Source organism: Streptomyces sp. NPDC053474 (assembly GCF_044544845.1).
Classification (GTDB): domain Bacteria; phylum Actinomycetota; class Actinomycetes; order Streptomycetales; family Streptomycetaceae; genus Streptomyces.
On record NZ_JBITXV010000028.1, the window covers coordinates 1 to 15,693 of the forward strand.

The 15,693-nt window shown below is 72.4% G+C and carries 16 protein-coding genes; 10 read left to right on the forward strand and 6 right to left on the reverse strand.

Translation table 11 applies throughout. The annotated features are described in order from the left end of the window. Nucleotides 1-117: 117 nt before the first annotated feature. Nucleotides 118-1,464, reverse strand: a complete 1,347-nt coding sequence (gene ccrA, locus ACIG3E_RS39270; protein WP_399625668.1) for a crotonyl-CoA carboxylase/reductase — start codon at nt 1,462-1,464, stop codon at nt 118-120. A 209-nt stretch (nt 1,465-1,673) separates the two neighbouring features. Between ccrA and ACIG3E_RS39275 the strand changes: the two genes are divergently transcribed. Further along, nucleotides 1,674-2,456, forward strand: coding sequence for a crotonase/enoyl-CoA hydratase family protein (locus ACIG3E_RS39275; protein ID WP_399625670.1), 783 nt, complete (start codon nt 1,674-1,676; stop codon nt 2,454-2,456). 42 nt (nt 2,457-2,498) lie between these two features. On the opposite strand, the gene ACIG3E_RS39280 is transcribed toward ACIG3E_RS39275, so the two are convergent. Beyond that, nucleotides 2,499-3,146 carry a response regulator transcription factor gene (locus tag ACIG3E_RS39280; RefSeq protein WP_399625672.1) on the reverse strand — a complete coding sequence of 216 codons (648 nt, stop codon included), beginning with the start codon at nt 3,144-3,146 and terminating at the stop codon, nt 2,499-2,501. Between the two features lie 799 nt (nt 3,147-3,945). Here ACIG3E_RS39280 and ACIG3E_RS39285 point away from each other — a divergent pair. Next, a complete protein-coding gene (locus ACIG3E_RS39285) occupies nt 3,946-5,544 on the forward strand; it encodes an alpha/beta hydrolase (RefSeq protein WP_399625674.1) in 1,599 nt (532 codons plus the stop codon). A 7-nt stretch (nt 5,545-5,551) separates the two neighbouring features. Here ACIG3E_RS39285 and ACIG3E_RS39290 read toward each other — a convergent pair whose 3' ends face one another. From ACIG3E_RS39290 to ACIG3E_RS39305, 4 genes are all read right to left on the reverse strand, one after another. Next, a complete protein-coding gene (locus tag ACIG3E_RS39290; RefSeq protein ID WP_399625676.1) occupies nt 5,552-6,433 on the reverse strand; it encodes a universal stress protein in 882 nt (293 codons plus the stop codon). Nucleotides 6,434-6,652: 219 nt separating this feature from the next. Beyond that, the gene (locus tag ACIG3E_RS39295) at nt 6,653-7,483 is read right to left on the reverse strand and encodes an acyl carrier protein (RefSeq protein WP_399625678.1); all 831 of its coding nucleotides are present in this window, start codon (nt 7,481-7,483) and stop codon (nt 6,653-6,655) included. A gap of 280 nt (nt 7,484-7,763) precedes the next feature. After that, nucleotides 7,764-8,225 (reverse strand): hypothetical protein, encoded by a 462-nt coding sequence (locus ACIG3E_RS39300; protein ID WP_399625680.1) that lies wholly within the window; start codon nt 8,223-8,225, stop codon nt 7,764-7,766. A gap of 185 nt (nt 8,226-8,410) precedes the next feature. Then, on the reverse strand, nt 8,411-9,115 hold the full coding sequence (locus ACIG3E_RS39305) for a FadR/GntR family transcriptional regulator (protein WP_399625682.1): 705 nt from the start codon (nt 9,113-9,115) through the stop codon (nt 8,411-8,413). Nucleotides 9,116-9,258: 143 nt separating this feature from the next. On the opposite strand from ACIG3E_RS39305, the gene ACIG3E_RS39310 reads away from it, so the two are divergent. The 8 genes from ACIG3E_RS39310 to ACIG3E_RS39345 all read left to right on the forward strand — a co-directional run bounded on the left by ACIG3E_RS39310 (nt 9,259) and on the right by ACIG3E_RS39345 (nt 15,685). Then, nucleotides 9,259-9,741, forward strand: coding sequence for a flavin reductase family protein (locus ACIG3E_RS39310; RefSeq protein ID WP_399625684.1), 483 nt, complete (start codon nt 9,259-9,261; stop codon nt 9,739-9,741). Between the two features lie 41 nt (nt 9,742-9,782). After that, nucleotides 9,783-10,979, forward strand: a complete 1,197-nt coding sequence (locus ACIG3E_RS39315; protein WP_399625687.1) for an acyl-CoA dehydrogenase family protein — start codon at nt 9,783-9,785, stop codon at nt 10,977-10,979. A 173-nt stretch (nt 10,980-11,152) separates the two neighbouring features. After that, complete coding sequence (locus tag ACIG3E_RS39320) at nt 11,153-12,001, forward strand: class I SAM-dependent methyltransferase (RefSeq protein ID WP_399625689.1); 849 nt, start codon at nt 11,153-11,155, stop codon at nt 11,999-12,001. A gap of 340 nt (nt 12,002-12,341) precedes the next feature. Further along, a complete protein-coding gene (locus ACIG3E_RS39325; RefSeq protein WP_171075619.1) occupies nt 12,342-12,494 on the forward strand; it encodes a hypothetical protein in 153 nt (50 codons plus the stop codon). Nucleotides 12,495-12,601: 107 nt separating this feature from the next. Beyond that, a complete protein-coding gene (locus tag ACIG3E_RS39330) occupies nt 12,602-13,849 on the forward strand; it encodes a hypothetical protein (protein ID WP_399625691.1) in 1,248 nt (415 codons plus the stop codon). Between the two features lie 39 nt (nt 13,850-13,888). Next, nucleotides 13,889-14,452: a hypothetical protein gene (locus tag ACIG3E_RS39335; RefSeq protein WP_399625693.1), complete on the forward strand. Its 564-nt coding sequence runs from the start codon at nt 13,889-13,891 to the stop codon at nt 14,450-14,452. A gap of 94 nt (nt 14,453-14,546) precedes the next feature. Then, complete coding sequence (locus tag ACIG3E_RS39340; RefSeq protein WP_399625695.1) at nt 14,547-15,017, forward strand: hypothetical protein; 471 nt, start codon at nt 14,547-14,549, stop codon at nt 15,015-15,017. 65 nt (nt 15,018-15,082) lie between these two features. Continuing rightward, entirely contained in the window at nt 15,083-15,685 is a 603-nt protein-coding gene (locus ACIG3E_RS39345) for a carbonic anhydrase (RefSeq protein ID WP_242714544.1), read from the forward strand. Nucleotides 15,686-15,693 lie beyond the last annotated feature (8 nt).

Here is a 15,693-nt window from a genome sequence, read left to right on the forward strand (position 1 = left end):
TCTCCCACAACCCCTCGCTGCCGGCGCGCGTCCCCCCCCCCCCCCCCCCCCCCCCCCGCGGCGCGGGGGGGGGCCCCCCCCCCCCCCCCCCCCCCCCCCCCCCCACCCCCCTGCCCGTCAGACCCGCGCGGGCCGCCGCGCCGCGAAGGGGTTGCGGCCCTCCGGGTCCAGGGCCAGGCGCCGCTCGGGGTCGGTGACGCCGCGCCCGGGCTCGGGCGCCAGGCACAGCACGCCCACCTTGCCGAGGTGTTCGTTGCGCTGGACGAGCGCGGCGGCCTCGCCGACCTTCTCCAGCGGGTACACGTCGGACAGGACGGGGGCGAGACGGCCGAGCCGGAACAGCCGGTTGCACTCCCACTGCTCCTGGAGATTGGCGGCGTGGCTGCCCACGACGCGCTTGAGGTTCATCCACAGGTAGCGGTTGTCGAAGTGGTGGTCGTAGCCGGTGCTCGAGCCGCAGGTGACCACCGTGCCGCCGCGCCGGACCACGAAGACGGACAGCCCGAACGTCGCCTTGCCGACGTAGTCGAAGACGACGTGCGGGTCCTCGCCGAGCGCGTCCCGGACGGCCCGCCCGAGCCGCTTGCCCAGCTCGATGGTCTGCTCCGGCGTGCGGTCGGGCCCGGCGTCGAGACCGAGTTCGGCGCGGTTGATGACGACGTCGCAGCCGAGCCGTCGTAGCGCCTCGGCCTTGCGCTCGGAGCCGACGACGCCCACGGCGATGCCCCCGGCGTTCTTCACCATCTGGAGGGCGTAGCCGCCGAGCCCGCCCGCCGCGCCCCAGATCAGCACGATGTCGCCCTGCTTGATCCGGGCTCCCTTGTCGCTCACCAGCATGCGGTACGACGTCGCCGCGGTGAGCAGCACGGAAGCGGCCTCCTCCCACGTCAAGTGCGCGGGTTTGGACAGGAGTTGGCTGGCGCGCACCACGGCGTAGTGGGCGAGGCCCCCGAAGTTCGTCTCGTAGCCCCAGATGCGCTGCTCGGCGCCCAGCATGCCGTCGGCGTGCGTGGCCGGTTCCTGGTCGTCCACCTGGACGCAGCTCACCACCACGTGGTCGCCCGCGGCCCAGCGGCGCACGCCCTCTCCCGCGCGCACGACGACGCCCGCCGCGTCGGATCCGACGACGTGGTACGGCTGGTCGTGGCGGCTCGCGAACCCGCCCTGGCGGCCGAGGCGCCGGAGGAAGGAGAAGGTGGGCACGGGCTCGAACGTCGCCGACCACACGGTGTTGTAGTTGATGGAGCTGGCCATGACCGCCACCAGGACCTCGTCCGGGGCGAGTGCGGGCATGGGCACGGTGTCGACGTGCAGGGTGGTGCGGACGTCACGTTCCTCACCGGGGGCGAACCGGTCCATGTCCTCGGCCCGTAGATGCGCCGCCAGATAGGCGGAGGGCGGCGCCAGGCCCTCCCACTCGCGGGTCGGCGCACCGGCCTGCAGGGCCTCCGTCAGCGCGTCCATGGCAAACCTCTCCCTCGTCGGGCGGTGTCGGGGGACGACCCCCCTCCCGCATAGGGATTGCACGTGCGCGCGTGCGTGTCCGTACAGTCATCGGGGGTACTCAAACGGGCTTGAGGACGAGTACTTCCAGGGCGTAGGTGGCCGCCGGGACCCGCCCTACGCTTGCTGGTCGAACCCCCGTTACGCGCCGATCCAGGGTGGGCAGAGGTGTGACCGAAGAAGGCAGGCAGGGCCGCGCCGACGAGGTGCTCGTCGAGCGGCGCGGCCCGATCCTCGAGGTGCGACTGAACCGGCCCCGGGTGCGCAACGCGCTGACCCGGGCCATGGCGGAGCGCGTCGCCGCGGCCTTCGCGGAGCTGGACGACCGTGCGGAGCTGCGGGTGGGCGTCCTCACGGGCACCCCACCGGCGTTCTGCGCCGGAATGGACCTCGCGGCCTTCGCCCGCGGCGAGCGCGCCTCCCTGCCGGGGCGCGGCTTCGGCGGCCTCACGGAGCGTCCGCCCGCCAAGCCGCTGATCGCCGCCGTGGAAGGGGCCGCGGTCGGCGGAGGCTTCGAAATGGTGCTCGCCTGCGACATGGTGGTGGCGTCGGCGGACGCCACGTTCGCGCTGCCCGAGGTGCGCCGGGGGCTGGTGGCCGCGGCCGGCGGTCTGCTGCGGCTGCCGCGCGCGATCGCTCCCGTCGTGGCGATGGAGATGGCCCTGACCGGCGAACCCATCGACGCGCGGCGCGCGTTCACCCTGGGCCTCGTCAACCGCGTGGTGCCCGCGGGGACGGCCGTCGCGGCCGCCTGTGCGCTGGGGGAGAGGATCGCCGCGCACGCGGACCACGCCGTCCTCGCGAGCAAGGCCGTGCTTGCCCGGGCGCGCGACGGGGAGCTGGCCGCCGAGTACCGCTCGCATCGCGAACTGCTGGCCGACATCATCGATTCCCCGGGCGCGCGCGCCGGGGCACGCGACTTCGTCCGGGGCCGAGCGGGCGGGAGGGACTGAGGCGTCCGCGGGGGATGACCTCGGTGGACGCGGCCTGACCGGTCAGCCCCTGGCTCCGGTGGTCACGTCCGCCTGGAAGGAGTACTTGCGAAACAGCTCGCGGCGCCCGCTGACTCCCAGTTTCCGCAGTGCGCTGCTGACTTGATTCTTTATGGTCTGCGGGGCCAGGGAGAGTTCACTGGCGATTTCCTCGTTGGTGTACCGCCGCAACACGAGGCTCAGCACCTCTTCTTCCCTGCGGGTGATGGCGGGTGACCCGTCGGACGTGACGTTCCGTACGTCGATGTGATTGCGTTCGTTCTTGCTGAGGATCCACATGCGCTGGCCGAGGTGGGTGCGGACCACCGCGTCGACCAGTTCCGCGCTGCCCACGCTCTTGTGCAGGAAGCTGTCGGCCCCGGCCGAGATCGCGGCGACGACGGCGCCGGGTGTGGTGTCCCCGGTGAAGACCACGATCCGGGGCGAGTTCTCCATCGCCTTGACCTGCTGGCACAGATCGGTGCCGCTGGTCGAGCCCTCCAGCTCCAGTTCGAGCACGACGACCCCCGGGCAGGAGTTCTTGACGACGTGCCAGGCCTCGTCGCTCGTCGCCGCCTCGGCGGTCCACGCCACTCTGGTGTCCAGCAGGGATGAGACGGCGTACCTGATGACGGGATGCCGGTCCACGACGAGGACACCTAACGCTTGCATGGAGAACTCCTCACATAGTGAGTGCAGCGGATGCTGGTCGGGTCTGGGGTGCTCCGAGATGCGGCGGCGATCACGCTCCGGACGTCGTTCCAGGGGCGGCGGAGGAAGGCGAGGAGGGCTCTGCCACCGTGCGGCCCGAGGGCCTGTCCACGGCTGACGTCCGCGGGCTGGTCAGGCCGCGGCTCGGAGCCATGACACATCACGTGAATCGGTCGTGAGACAACACTCCGTCGGCATCCCGAGACCGGAATATCTCGCTCCTCGACACTCCCTTGGACAATCCGCGATCGGATTGAGTCGTTCCCTTCTGGCTGTTCCGAAAAGACCAGCCGACTCGCTAGAGACTGCCACGGACGCGCGCTTCATCGGCAGCCACTCGTCGTACCGTGTACGATAAACCGTACGGTACTTGGGGTACCGGTGCTATCCATAGTGGTGAACTTGCCGAGTGTTCTCAGTCTTCTTTGTGTTAGCGCCACAACGGAGACCGGTAGTGCTCCAGATATTGAGAATCGTTTCTGCGGGAACTCCCGGGCCTGGGGCGGCAGTTGGCGCGCGGAGCCGCATGGTGGATGAGGCCGCGGACGGAATGACAATTTCCGGGGTGCGGTGGCGCGAGGGTCGCTAGACGGAGAAGGCCACACGTCCTCCGAACCGGTGCGTGCGCCAGGTGACGGTGCGTGCGTCAGGTGACATCGTGACGACGAGTTCCGGCCTGGGCGCGGCGACGGGGCGTTCGTGGCCATTCGTGGTCGTGATCAGGGACCCTGTGGTGACCCAGAAACACAGGAGCACCCACGTGAAGTCCCCGAAGCACACCCTGCGCGCCCGCGTTCTCGCCCCGTCCCTCGCAGCGGCCCTCGCCGCTCTGCCGCTCGCGGGCTGCTCCACGGAGAGCGGTTCCGCACGGGAGGAAGGGGACGCCGCCACCCGGCCCGAGCTCCGGCGCTTCTACGGGCAGCGGCTGACGTGGAGGGACTGCGGGGACGTCGAGTGCGCCCGGCTCACCGTGCCCAGGGACTACGCGCACCCGGGTGACGGGAAGACCTTCGTCCTGCCCGTGGCCCGGGCCGCGACCGCCGACGAGGGGCGGCGCGTCGGCACCCTCGTCTACAACCCGGGCGGCCCGGGTGAGTCGGGGGTGGCCGACCTCAAGGAGGGCGGGGCCGAGTCCTTCGGGGCCAAGGCGCGGGCCCGCTTCGACATCGTCTCCTTCGACCCGCGCGGCGTCGGGGGCAGCCGCCCCGCGCTCGACTGCCCGGACGACGAGGAGGACGAGGAGGACACCGCCGAGGACGACGGCGCTGAGGAACAGCCTGCGGTTCCCCGCACCGCCGCCGCCCGCGCCCAGGCGTTCGCCGACGCCCGCGCCGAGGCCACCGCGTGCCGCAAGGGAAGCCGCGGCCTCCTCCAGCACGTCGGCACCCGGGACGTGGCCCGCGACCTGGACGTCCTGCGCGCGGCCCTCGGCGAGCGGAAGCTGACCTACGTCGGCTGGTCGTACGGCACGCACCTGGGCACCCGGTATGCCGAGCAGTTCCCGCGCCGGGTGCGCGCCATGGTCCTGGACGGCGCGGTGGACCCCTCCCTCGGCTGGGCGCAGCGGGCCCTGAGCGAGGCCACCGGCTTCCGCAGGGCCGTCGACGACTACGCGGCGCAGTGCGCGGACGTCGTCGGCAAGGGCTGTCCGGGTGCGGGCCCGGAGGAGATCCGTCGCCTGATCCACGGTCTGTACGCGCGGGCCGAGCACGATCCGCTGCCCGTCGACGGCGAGGAGGAAGGTCTCGGTGCGACGGAGGTCGTCGACGCCGTCTCGGTGGCGATGTACACGCCCGAGGAGCAGTGGAAGCCGCTCTCCGCGGCCCTGCGTGCCGCGGCCCGCGGCGACGGCACGAAACTGGCGGAACTCTCCGAGGCCGATGATCCGGGGCCCGCCGCCCGTGCCCGGCGCGCGGGCGACGCCACCGCGGCCGACGAGGGCCCCGTCGACAACAGCGACGCCGCCATCCTCGCCGTCTCCTGCGCCGACGCCGCCTACCCCCGCGCCGCCGAGCCGTACTGGGACGCCCTGGACCGCGCCGAGAAGAAGGCGGGCCTGTACGGCGTGTCGAGCGTGCTGAGCGTCCTGGCGTGCAAGGACCTGCCCACGGGTACGCAGCGGCCGCGCCGGGTGGCGGCAGCGGGGGTGCCGCCGGTCCTCGTGGTCGGCACCACCGGCGACCCGGCCACCCCGTACGAGGAGGCCGAGAGCCTGGCGGAGCAGCTCCCCGGTGGCATGCTCCTGACGTACGAGGCGCCGGGGCACACCGCCTACGGTCGGGGCGACGCGTGCGTCACGAAGCGCGTGGACGACTACCTGGTCGGGCTGCGCGAGGTTCCTGACGGCACCACCTGCTGAGGCGTGCTCAGGCCGGGGGAACGACCGCGACCGGGCAGCCCGCGTGGTGCAGCGCGGCATGGGCCACGGAGCCGATGCGCGTGCCGATGGGGGAGCGGCGCGTCTTGCGGCCGACGACGAGGAGGCTCGCGTCGGGGGTGGCCGCGAGGAGGACCTGGCCCGCGCTGCCGATCTCGACGTGTTCGACCACGGGCACCTCGGGGAACCGCTCGCGCCACGGGGCGAGCGCACGCGTCAGCGCCTGCTGTTCGAGCGGTTCGAGACCACCGGCCTCGTCCGCGACGTGCAGCACGCCGGTGTTGTAGGAGTACAGCGGCGGCAGGGTCCAGGCCCGCACCGCGCGGACGGCCGCGCCGCGGGCGGCCGCGGCCTCGAAGGCGAACCGCAGCACGGCCTCGCTGTCCTCCGGCTCCCCGTGCTGACCCACCACCACCTCGCCCGCCCCGTCGGTCCGGGGCGACGCCTCCGTCCCCGTACCGGCTCGTACGGACACCACCGGGCCGGGGGCGTCGGCGATGACCTGCTGTCCGTAGGACCCGAGCAGGAAGCCGACGAGGGCTCCGTGACCGCGCGAGCCGAGCACCAGCATCTCGGCGCGCTCGGCCTCCTTGAGCAGGGTGTCCACAGGGGTGGCCTGGACGACCTCGGAGGCGATCGTGAGGTCCGGGTGGCGGCCGGAGACGCGCGTCACGGCCTCCCGCACGAAGGCGTCGGCGGCCGTGACCTGCTCGTCCCCGCTGCGGGTGAGGGGCACGTCGGTCGACTGCGGGAGCCAGGCGTGCACGATCCGCAGCGGCGCGCCGCGCAGCGCGGCTTCGACGGCCGCCCAGTCGGCTGCGGCCAGGCTCTCGGCGGATCCGTCCACTCCGACGGCGATGGCGCGGGTCATGGGGCCTCCGTACGTTCTCGGGACGGGGGTGCGGCACCGTGGCCGCTCCTGTCCCTCGTGGGTCTCGTGCTCGGTGTGGTCTCTCCTTGTCCTTTCTCCTTCTCCCTGCCGCTGTCGGCAATCGGAATCAGCCCGTACGGATCTGTGTGAGTTGTGTCAAACCGGGACAGGGCCGCAGGGCCCGCCACCGGGGCGTCGGCAGCGGGCCCCGCTCGGGTCTCAGGCCGCGGGCCTCGGGCGCGGCGTGACGTTCGTGACCGGCAGGCTCTCGCTCGCGCCCGTGATGTAGTAGTCCTTGGGCGTGGAGAAGAGCACGAAGTCGCGGTCGTAGCCCCGGATCTTGGCGCGGACGGTGAAGTTGCCCCGTGCGTCGGTGGTGGTCTTCGCGTTGTACGCGGACTCGTAGTAGGTCCGGAGCAGGACGCGGGTGCCCGCGACCGGGCCGTGCCCGGCGGGCCAGGTGACCTTGCCGGTGACGACGAGGGTGTCACCGGCGCGCACCTTGGTCTTGTTCACCTTGTAGGTGAGGGAGCTGTCGACCGACCGGACGCCGACCGTGGTGTCGGCGAAGGAGAAGTGGCCGTCGTTGGGATCTCCCGGGTCGTAGGAGGCCTGGAACTCGACCTCGTGGCGGGGGAACAGATGGACGCTGTCCCGGTCCAGCCAGCGGTCCGCCGGGACGCCGGAGAGCTTGAACTTCCCCTCGGCGTCGGTGTGGAGGGTCCCCAGAGGCAGGGTCTCCCGCTCGATGGGGTCGATGGGGTCGCCCCACGGGTTCCACGTGTTGTACAGGACGGTCTTGTGGAGCTTGACCGGCGCGCCCGCCACCGGGGTGCCGTCGGCGCGGGTCACGGTGCCGCTGAGCTTGACCTTGCGGTGGGTGAAGTCGGTTGTGGAGACGTTGGAGGTGAGGGTGACTACGAAGTCGTCCGGCGCGCGGTGCGACGCCCGGTCGGCGTCCGCTGCCTGGGCGGACGGCACCCCCAGGGCGAGGGCGAGCGCGGCGGTGGCGGCGAGGCGGGCCACCGGGAAGCGTGAACGCGAGTGCACGTGAACTCCGTGGGTTCGGTGGGTGCGGGATCGGTGGCGCCGGGGGACCGGCGCACCGGCACGGAGTTCGACACGGGGAACGGGGGCTGTGGTTGTAGGCCGTGCGGAGCGTGCATGAGCCGTATGCGGTGTGTTCGACGGGAGGTCACCTGCCCGTCTCCTGGGTGGGCCGGAAGCGCCCGGGCGGCACGCACAGGGGCCTCTCTCATGGGACCGGCCGGGCCCGCGAGGGCCCGACCGGTGCTGCGCCGAGAGGAATCAGCGGCCTGCCGCGGGGCCGCTAGTGGTTGGTGCCGGAGGCCCAGATGGCCTGGCTGCCGTCGTAGATGACGACGTTGCCGTCGTCCTGGATGACGAGGCGGGAGCCGGGGTGACCCGCGGTGTGGGACGCCCAGACGGCGCGGCCGCTGCGGGTGTAGACGACGAGGTTGCCGTCTTCCTGGAAGCGCGTGGTCCAGCCCTGGCCGACGGTCCTGCTGGCCCATCTGGGCCTGTTGAACTCGTCGTAGATGACGAGGTTGCCGTCGGACTGCTGGATGAGGCGGGCCGTGTTGGAGCTCACGGACTCGTTGTGGTTGAGGGTGAACGGCGCGTACCGCACCTGGTCCGCGAGGGGGCCGGGCCGCGTCGATGTGGAGGAGGGGGCGGGGGCGTGGTGTGCGGGGGCGGCGTTCGCCTGGCCGACGAGGGTGAGGGAGGCGAGAGCGGCGGTTGCGAGCAGCGTCGCGGTTTTCTTCCCCACGAAGAGAACTCCTTGGAGTCAGGTAGTTCAGCCACCGGCGCCCTGTTGGGCGCCGCACCGGGACTCTGGCACCGACCCTGGGGCGGAAGGATCGGCTCCGCGTGGGGATGGCGGTTTGACGCCCCTCAATGACCGGAAAATGTGAACGACCTGTGCCCAAGATGGGTGTGTCCCGTGTGCCCGCCTCAGGTGGAGCGCGCGAGGGCGAGCGCCCGGTCGCGGTCGCGGGCCTCAAGGGCGTCGACCAGGGCGGCGTGGTGGTCGTACCGCTCCTGGAGGTGCTCGACCGCGTCGGGCTCGGCGACCGGGAGGAGCGTCGCGTACAGCGAGCGCAGCAGCGCGTTGGGGCTGACGGCGGCGAGCCGCGTGCGCAGCCGGTGGTCGGCGTCGGCGAACGCGACCGGGTCGGCCCGTCGCGCGGCCTCGGCCAGCTCCGTCAACTCCTGTCGAAGCGCCGCCACATCGGCCGGTGAACCGTGCCACAGGGCGTCCTCGACCAGGAGCGGGACCAGGGCGTCCCGGATCCGCCGGGCCTCGTCGGCGCGCGTGCCGTCCGGCTCCTTGGCGTCCAGGGCCAGCACGGAGTTGCCCAGGCGCCGCATGGCGGACTGCTCGGCGGCGAAGAGGCCGCCGCCGGGGCCGGGGCGGACGGTGACGAGCCCGCGCGACTGGAGCAGCCGCAGCGTCTCGTTGAACGTGCCGACCGACACCCCGCAGGTGGCGCGCAGCTCCTCCTTGGTGCCCAGGCGCTCGCCCGGCTCCGCGTCCGCGACCATGGCGGCGATGCGCCGCGCGGCGACCTCGGCGCGGGTGGCCGCGGGGCGCTCCCACTCGCCGCGCCGCAGGGCGGGCGGCTCCATGCCCCCTCGGGTGTCGTCCGTGGCTCCCACAGGTCCTCCCATCCTCGCGACGATCCGTGTAGCGACCCTCGGAATGAATTGATTATGACCAATAGCATCGCATCCCTTGACGTACTTTCAAAGCCTCCTCCATGATCACCATAATCATCATGATGGATTGGAGGGACGCTGTGATGACCGAACAGGACTTCCGGGACCTGATGGCCGGGGTCTGCGCCCCGGTGACCGTCGTGACCGCCGCCGAGGGGGGCGCGCCGCACGGGTCCACCGTCAGCGCCTTCGCCTCGCTGTCGCTGCGCCCGCCGATGGTGTCGGTGGCGCTCGACCACGGGTCGGGGCTGCTCGCCCGCATCCTGGCGACCGGGCGGTTCGGGGTGAACGTGCTCGGCGCGGAGCAGGAGGAGTTGGCCCTGCGCTTCGCCGACCGGTCCGCCGACCGCTTCGACCGGATCCGGTGGGAGTACGACCACGGACTGCCCCGGCTTCCGGACGCACCGGGCTGGCTCGTGTGCGAGCTGACGTCGGCCGTCGAGGGCGGTGACCACCGGCTGCTGCTCGGCACGGTCGTCCACGCCCGCACGGCCGCGGGCGCGCCGCCGCTGGTCTACGGCCACCGGACCTTCGGCACGCACTCCGCCTTCACCCCGGTCGCGTGACTCCCGCCATCCCCTTACGTGTTCGAACCATGGAGACAGACATGACCACCACCGAGACCGCCGCTTCGACCAACGCCGAGTTCGTCAGCCGGGCCACCGCGCTGCAGCCCCTGCTGCGCGAGCACGCCCCGAGGATCGACGCGGACCGCAAGCTGACCGACGAGGTGATCGACGCGCTGGCGGACGCCGGGCTCTTCAAGCTGACCGTGCCCCGGCGCTTCGGCGGACACGAGGCCGACATGCGCACCCTGGTGGACGTGTCGGCCGAGCTCGCGGAGGGCGACGGCTCCACGTCCTGGGTGGTGGCCGTGGTTAACACCTGCAACTGGCTCGCCGCCGCGCTCTTCCCCCTCCAGGCCCAGGAAGAGGTCTTCGGCGCCGACCCCGACGCCCGGGTCACCGGCGTCTTCAGCCCCACCGCCACCACCCGGAAGGTCGAGGGCGGCTGGCGGACGACCGGCCGCTGGTACTACAACTCCGGTGCCTGGCACTCCAGCTGGGCCGTCCTCGGCATCCCGCTGACGGACGAGGGCGGCGAGCTGGTCGACCAGGCGATGGCCCTGGTCCCGCGCACCGACCTGGAGATGCAGGACGTCTGGCACGTCGCCGGGATGCGCGGCACCGGCAGCAACTGCCTGATAGCCGAGGACGTCTTCGTGCCCGAGCACCGGGTCGTCTCCGTGCCGCGCGCCCTCAGCGGCGAGGTGCCGGCGACGCACGGGGAGACGGGCCTGTTCCGCTCCCCGCTCTCGCCGCTGCTCGCCCTCGGCCTGGCCGGGCCCCAAGTGGGCCTGGGGCGCGCCGCGTTGAAGCTGGTCTCCGAGAAGGCCGCGAGCAAGCCCATCTCGTACACGTACTACGAGTCGCAGGTGGACTCGGTGGGCGTGCAGCTCCAGATCGCCGAGGCCGCCATGAAGATCGACACGGCCCAGCTGCACGTGCACCGCGCCGCCGCGGACGTCGACGAGGCCGCGGCCCGTGGCGGCGAGCTCGACGTGCTGACCCGCGCCCGCGTCCGCGCGGACAGCGGACACGCCATCAAGAACGTCCTGGAGTCCATCAACACCCTGCTCAACGTGCACGGCGGCGGCGCCTTCGCCGAATCCAACCCGCTCCAGCGGATCTGGCGGGACGCGAGCACCGCCGGACGGCACGCGGTCTCCACGCCCGCGGTGGGCATGGAGATCTACGGCAAGCTGCTCCTCGGCGTCGAGGAGCGGATCACGCCCTTCGTGTGATCCGGCACGGGCCCGGAGCGGCGACGGCCGCTTTGGGCCCGGTGCCCTCCCGCCGGAGCCCGGCGCGTCACCCGCCCGGCTGCGCCCCGCGGAAATGACGTCGCCGCCCGGCCCCGGCTGTGGAATCATCGGCGGCTCCGCGCTCGGATCCCTGCGAACGGTGGTGCGCTGAGATGTCTGCCGACTGGCAGTGGGACGACACCCTGTTCTCCGGGACAGCCGCGTACTACCGGCGCGGACGGCTCCCGTACGCCCCCGGGCTCGAGGACGCGCTCACCGAGGCGCTGGACCTCGACGGCCGGGGGCGTCTGCTCGACGTGGGGTGCGGCCCGGGCAGCGTCGCGCTGCGGCTCGCGCACGAGTTCGCCGAGGTCGTCGGGCTCGACCCCGACAGCGGAATGATCGCCGAGGCCCGGCGCGCGGCGGCCGGGCAAGGAGTGGCCGAAAAGACCTCCTGGGTGCGGGCCCGGGCCGAGGAGCTGCCCGCCGGCCTCGGCACCTTCACCGTGGTGACCTTCGCCCAGTCCTTCCACTGGATGGACCGCGACCTGGTGGCACGGACGGCGCGGGACATGCTGCGCCCGGGCGGCGTCCTCGCGCACCTCTCGGACCTGAAGACGGAGGACCGGTCTCTCGCGGACCCGCCGCATCCGCCGGTGCCGTACGCGGCGGTGGACGAGCTGGTCAGGCGGTATCTGGGACCGGTCAGACGGGCCGGGCGCGGCGTGCTGCCGCAGGGGACGCCGGGCGGCGAGGCCGCGGTGTTCGTCCGGGCGGGCCTCTTGGGTCCCGAGCGCCTCGTCGTCCCCGGCGGGCAGGTGCTTGAGCGCACGGTCGACGACGTCGTCGCCGGGGTGTTCTCCCTGTCGTTCTCGGCCCCGCGCCTGTTCGGGCCGCGCCGGGGCGACTTCGAGTCGGATCTGCGCGAGCTGCTGCGGAAGGCCGCTCCGGCGGGCCGCTTCGCCGAGCGTCAGCCGAGTACCGAAGTCTTCCTCTGGCGCACCGCGCCTACCGGGCGATAACACCCGTCTCGCCCCTCTTCGGCGGCACGCCCGTCTCTCCTGGCGCGGCCCTTCCGGTCGATCAGCCCTTTATCAAGCCGTTCAGCTCCATCCAGCTGATTGGCCCCTTTTGACCCACCGTTCCCACTCGTGCGCATTCCCTGTCGCATGGGTGAAGAGAGGGTGAATAGCGCCCCGTGCGCCCCAAAGGATCAAGCCAAAGTCTCCGCCCTGGACGGCTTTTGAGCCAGTGACGCATTGCTCGCCTTTGACTTCAACTTGGTGGTGCTTTTACCTTCGATTGCAGCGGTGAACGGGCAGCAGTCCCGCCGCACATCCCCCCTTTCCCTGGAGGTACGACGTGGAAAAGCTCATCGCGAAGATGGCCAAGGACGATGTCTGGAACCAGTGGACGGCCCTGAACTCGCCGAAGGCGTCCGGAAAGGAAGGCTGCATCAGCGCGGACAAGTCCGGCTGCATCAGCGTCTCGGCGAAGTCCGGCTGTATTTCCTGAACACCCGTTAGTTGCCCCTGCTACTACAGGTGCTACGACCGGCCCGGCACGCCCCACGGCGTGCCGGGCCGCCCCCCCACATACCCGAGCAGCCCCGAAGGGTGGTCATGAACGGTCAGCCCAGTGCCGAGGTCATCGCCCAGATCCAGGACATACCGATCTACCGGCCCCACGTCGAGCGCGGCCACTTCCCCATTCTGGAGAAGCCGGAGATAGCCCGTGGCTTTCCCGACAACTGGATGACCCCCACCCTGGCTGCCGCCCTCGCGGCCGGAGAGGCCGAGTTCGTGCTCTCCACGGGCACCAACCACGCGCGGATGCAGATCATCCGGCCCCCGTACTTCCTGCTCAACTCCTACTACCGGCTGTGGAGCGAGCACCCCGACATCGCCGACACCTGGCACGAGGGGTGTCGGCGGGTCTCCCTCACCACCGTCCTCGCCACCGAGCACGTCGCGCGCGTCAACGCCCGCAAGCGGGGCGGCCCGCGGGCCGAGCCCGACCCGCTGCCGGACCTCGACCAACGGCGCCTGGACGAGCGGACGTGCTACGTCAACCTGCGCCGCGACCCGGCCCTGTGGGACCGCGCGGACGTCGAGCGCATGATCGAGGAGATCCGCACCGCGCAGGCCGCCCACCCCCGCGGCCGGTACCACCTGGACTGCTCGGGACCGCACCTCGCGCACCTGGTGCGCAAGGCCGTCGACTGGGGCCTGTGGGCCTCCTTCCCCCGGCCCGCGAGCATCGTGCACGCCTACGAGTACGCGCCGCTCAACGTGCGGCGCTATCTCCGGCACCACTTCACCTGCCCGGTCGTCGACCTGTTCGGCAGCACCGAACTCGGCTACCTCTTCTACAGCGACCGCACCGGCCGCTACCGCCCGTACCTGGACCGGATGAGCGTCGAGCTGATCCCCGTGGAGCCGGGCAGCCGCATCCACAGCCTCATCGTCACCAGCGTGCGCAACCCGCACATGCCCCTGGTGCGCTACCGCTCGGGCGACTGCGTGCGCACCGCCGACGGCTCGCCGGACCCGGACCGCATCACGCGGTTCTGCGGCCGCGAGAAGGAACTCCTGAAGACCCCGCACGGGCCCGTGGCACAGGGCGACCTCGACGACGTGGTCGCCCACGCCTCACCCCGCGTCTTCGTCCACCAGCTCGACGTCCGCGACCCCTCCCGCGCCCTGCTGCGCTACACGACCTTCGACGGCGCCCCCCTCGCGCCCGTCGAGGCCGACACGCTGCGCCAGGGCGTCGCCGCCCTCACCGGACGGGACAGCGACCTGCGCCACCAGGAGCACATCCCCATCGGCGGCTCGGGCAAGTACGCCTGGCTCGCCCAGGACACCTGATCCCCCTCCGCACGCCACGCCACCTCTCCCGGGAGCACCATGACCACGCAGCCGATCGCGTCCGCCGACACCCGTGCGCCCGCCGTCGACCACGTGACCCCCGCCGACCTCGCGTCCCTGCTCGGCGACGCCCTGCACGCCGAGGTGGTGGCCCACTTCGCCGCGACGGCCGACGCGCCGCGGGAGTACGTCGAGCGCCAGGTCACCGAGTGCCTGCGCTATCTGTACCTCGTCTCCCGCCACCCGGACCGGCTCAGCGGGCTCTTCCTCCCCGTCGAGCAGGAGATCGACGAGATCTGGCACTACCTGATCCTCCAGACCCGCGAGTACCGCGCCCTGTGCGAACAGCGGCTGCCCGGCGGCTTCTTCATCGAGCACCGCAGCATCGCGTACGAGGACTACCAGCGCGAGCCGGGCAGAGAGCGGGCCATCGAGGAGGCCCTGCGCTGGATCCCGCTGTACGCGCGGGAGTTCGGCCCCTTCGACGAGGGAGCGCTGCCGCACTGGACGATCGTGCGCTTCCTGCACGAGCAGCTCGGCATGGAGCTGTCCGAGATCAGCGAGCTGACCCCGGCGGAGCCCCAGGAAGCGGGCGGCAGTTGAACGCGCACCCGCGTGCCGACACGGCCGCCCCGACCCGGCTCCCCGTGACCGGCCGACCCGCGCGCACCCCCGCGCCCGCAGCCTCCTGACGGCGATGAAGCACCTCAGCACCGACCGCCCGGACGGCCGGGCCGCTCCCGTGCGCGCCCGGCAGCGCATCCGGCCCGGCCCGGCGGCACGAGCGCGCCACTGGGCCGTCACCACCGTGATCGTCCTGTTGTCCCTCCTCTGCGGCGGGGCCGCCCCGGCCGTCGTCGGCGCGGCCCCGGACGCGGCGGCCCCGTCCAGGCTCGTCGCGCCACAACCGCCCCCGGTCAGCATGGACACGCGGGAACGCACCCTCAGGGACAGCGAAGTCCCCCACCCGCCCCCGCACTTCGTCCGCGGCCGCGCGCACACCACCCCCGCGCACGCGCGAGCCGCCATCCCGCAGGCCCGGCCGGACGCGGCCGACCCCGCCGACACCCACCCGGCCCGCAACCCCACCGGTCCTCGGCCGGGCGCGCCCGTGCCCGCCAGATCGGGTGCCCAACTGCTCGTCCTGCACTGCGTATCGCGCTCCTGAGCGGCGCCGGGCCCCGCCCGCCGACCGCACACCCCACACCGACACCCCCAGGAGACGTCTTCGCCATGGAGACCTTCATCACGCATGCCCGCGGCATGACCGCCCGCATCGCCGAACGACGCGAGGAACAGGAGACGTTCGAGCGGCTCGCCGCCGGGCAGTCCCCGCTCGCCCTCTTCATCACCTGCTCCGACTCCCGGGTCGTGCCCTCCCTCATCACCGGGGCCCGCCCCGGCGACCTGTTCGAGCTGCGCACCGCGGGCAACGCGGTGCCCCCTTACGAGGCCGACCGGCCCGCCAGCTCGGAAGGCGCCACCATCGAGTACGCGATGCGCGTCCTGCGCGTCGCCGACATCGTGGTCTGCGGCCACTCGCACTGCGGCGCCGTCGGCGCCAAGGCCCGCGGCGAGGACCTCGCCGAACTGCCCGCCGTCCGGGACTGGCTGGACCGTCAGCTGTCCAGCGAACTGCCCGCCGACGACGGTCCTGCGGTCGCCGCCGCCGTCCAGCGCCACGTGCGCGAACAGCTGGTACGCCTGCGCGCCTACCCGTGCGTCAGCGAGCGCCTGGAGAGTGGCGACGTGCGCCTGCACGGCTGGTACTACGAGGTCCACACTGGCCTGGTGGCGGCTCATCACGCCGAGACCGACCTCTTCCTCCCGCTGTGAGAACGGGG